This window comes from Vicinamibacteria bacterium, from assembly GCA_035620555.1.
Taxonomy (GTDB): Bacteria; Acidobacteriota; Vicinamibacteria; order Marinacidobacterales; family SMYC01; genus DASPGQ01.
On sequence record DASPGQ010000624.1, the window covers coordinates 1 to 2,571 of the forward strand.

The window sequence follows — 2,571 nt, forward strand, 5'->3', positions numbered from 1 at the left end:
GGGAATCCAAGAACAAGCGGAGACGCCTCTCGACGAGCAGGTAGCCGCACAAGCGCACGCCGCGATCGGCAGCGCCGATGTCGTGTGCTGGGTCGTGGACGGTCGCGCCGGTCTGGTGGCCGAGGATCATTTCCTCGCCACTCGCCTGCGTGCGATTGCCGAGCGTGTGTTGCTCGTGGTGAACAAGATCGACACCGCCGACCTCGGTGCCGCGGCAATGGAGTTCCATCGGCTGGGATTTCCCGACCTCCTTGCGATCTCCGCCGAGCATGGTCTCGGTGTTGGGGAACTGCTCGATGCGATCGTGGAACGCATCGGCGAGGGAGCTTCACCGCTGGAGGAGTCCGAAGAGACTCGGGTTGCGATCACCGGGCGTCCCAACGTGGGCAAGTCTTCTCTTTTGAACAGGATCGCGGGTGAAGACCGAGCAGTCACAAGCGAAGTTGCCGGAACGACGCGGGATTCGATCGACACTCTCGTCGAGCTTGGGGAGCACGTTTATCGATTTGTGGACACGGCGGGCATCCGTCGGCGCGGCAAGCTTCCCAATCAGGCCGATCGGCTCGGCGTCTTGTATGCCGAGCGAGCCATCGAGCGGGCCCAACTGTGCCTGCTCGTCCTCGACGCGACCGAGGGCGTAACGAGCGAAGACGCCGCCATCGGGCGGAAGATCGCCGACTCCGGGCGTGGAGTGATACTCACTTTCAACAAATGGGATCTCGTCGAGGATCGCGAGCAAGCGGCCAAGGAGCTGGAGAAGCAAGCACGCGCGAAGCTTCCCCATCTCGACTTCGCTCCCGCCCTTTACGTTTCCGCGCGGACCGGCCGCGGTGTCTCCGGTCTCGGGCCGCTCATGGAGCGGGTACGAGGTGAGCACCTGAAGCGACTCCCGACTCCGGAGCTCAACCAGTTCCTTCGTAATGCCGCGAGCCGCCTGCCCCCACGGGCCAGGGACGGAAAAGAGGTCCGTTTCTTCTATATCACGCAGGCGGGAGTCGCCCCCCCGCGATTCCTCGTCTTCTCGAACCGATCCGCGGGAGAGCTCGACGCTAGCTACCCCCGCTACCTGACGCGGAGGCTTCGGGAAGCTTACGGATTCGAAGGCTCGCCCGTGAAAGTGAGAATTCGCAAGCGGAGGGCGTCAAACTCCCAATGAAGAGGCTTGACTTCGATTAGGGGTCTCATATAATACTTTAGGTAGCCAGATAGTTCTCCTGACCTCCAGAGCGCTAAAGTAGCAATTTAGAAACACTTCCGTAAACTCCTGTGGAGGAAAAGCCGGACTGTCTCCAAGATGACCAAAGCGGACTTGGCTAGAGTCGTTTACGAGCGCCATGGCGGCATTTCCAACAAAGAGGCGTCTCGTATCGTGGACCTGATCCTGGAGTCGATCAAACAGGGGCTACGGGAGGGAGATCGCGTCCAAATCAGCGGCTTCGGCACTTTCATCGTCCGAGAGAAGAAGGAGCGAAAGGGGCGCAATCCACAAACGGGCGAGGAGATGATGATTCTGCCGCGCCGGTCCGTCGTCTTCCGACCGTCGAAGAACTTCCAAAACGGCTTCTCGTAAAGGAAGAGCTCGGTCGAATGGAGAAAAAGATCCCGAGCAAGCTCTTCTTCAAGATCGGTGAAGTCTGCGAGCTGACGGACACTCAGCCGTACGTCCTCCGTTACTGGGAGTCGGAGTTCACCGCTCTCGCGCCGGCGAAAAACAATTCGGGCCAACGCATTTACCGGCGGCGTGACATAGAGACCATATTGCGCATCAAGGAGCTGCTGTACGAAGAAGGCTTTACGATCGCGGGCGCCAAGAAGAAACTGGAGCAGGAGATGAAGGATCCGACCTCGAAAGGTGCTCCGGTCACACCCCAGCCGGAGGCAGCGAGCGCCGCGCCCGATGGCGTTCCGCGCCGAGAGCAAGTCGAGTCCATCACCGCCGATCTGCGCGAGCTTCTGGATTTCATGGAGGCCAACGATCGGAAGCTAGGGCAATGAGCCTTTGACCAGTGATCGGCTGCCGTGCTACGCTCGTAAGCCTTCACGCGCTCGGTTTGGTTCGAAGGCGCGCCCGAGGAAACGAGATCGGGACGTAGCGCAGCCTGGTAGCGCACTTGCTTGGGGTGCAAGTGGTCGTCGGTTCAAATCCGGCCGTCCCGACCAATTCTTGGCTCAATGCCGTGGCGGGACCCGTAATCGATCGGCCGCCACGGCTCGAGCTGCTTACGGCGCGGCAATTATTCGCATTGCGTGCTCACATCTCATATCCTCGAAGGCGCCCGATGCGGACGATTGCGCCGGGCTCGCTCCGCTCGCGCAGGGTGGGCTGAGTTTTTCATCCACCGCTGCTAGACTGATAGGATCCAGAAGGGAAGCAAAACCATTCTCGAAATTCTCGTCACGAACGACGACGGCGTAAATGCGCCCGGCATTCGCGCGCTCGCGGATAGGCTCCGAGAGCTCGGCAACGTGACGGTGGTTGCCCCGGCGCGAGAGATGAGTGCCGTGAGCCACGCGCTCACGATCTCGGAGCCCCTGCGCTTCGAATCGATCGAGCCGGGCGTTTTCGCCGTG

General features: G+C 60.8%; 4 protein-coding genes and 1 tRNA gene. All 5 read left to right on the forward strand.

Features of this window, described 5'->3' with window-relative positions; genetic code table 11:
- Nucleotides 1-1,156: ribosome biogenesis GTPase Der (gene der, locus VEK15_25580; protein HXV64097.1), on the forward strand; the 1,156-nt coding region annotated here is incomplete at its 5' end.
- Between the two features lie 138 nt (nt 1,157-1,294).
- Complete coding sequence (locus tag VEK15_25585) at nt 1,295-1,570, forward strand: integration host factor subunit alpha (GenBank protein ID HXV64098.1); 276 nt, start codon at nt 1,295-1,297, stop codon at nt 1,568-1,570.
- Between the two features lie 17 nt (nt 1,571-1,587).
- Nucleotides 1,588-1,995 carry a MerR family transcriptional regulator gene (locus VEK15_25590; protein HXV64099.1) on the forward strand — a complete coding sequence of 136 codons (408 nt, stop codon included), beginning with the start codon at nt 1,588-1,590 and terminating at the stop codon, nt 1,993-1,995.
- 88 nt (nt 1,996-2,083) lie between these two features.
- Nucleotides 2,084-2,160 (forward strand) — tRNA-Pro (locus VEK15_25595).
- A gap of 219 nt (nt 2,161-2,379) precedes the next feature.
- Nucleotides 2,380-2,571 (forward strand): 5'/3'-nucleotidase SurE (locus VEK15_25600; GenBank protein HXV64100.1); only part of this gene is annotated, 192 nt, incomplete at its 3' end.

Bases quoted from the DNA above. Each gene is read 5' to 3' on its own strand.
- VEK15_25590 (HXV64099.1), top strand. From the start codon at position 1,588: ATGGAGAAAAAGATCCCGAGCAAGCTCTTCTTCAAGATCGGTGAAGTC.
- VEK15_25585 (HXV64098.1), top strand. From the start codon at position 1,295: ATGACCAAAGCGGACTTGGCTAGAGTCGTTTACGAGCGCCATGGCGGC.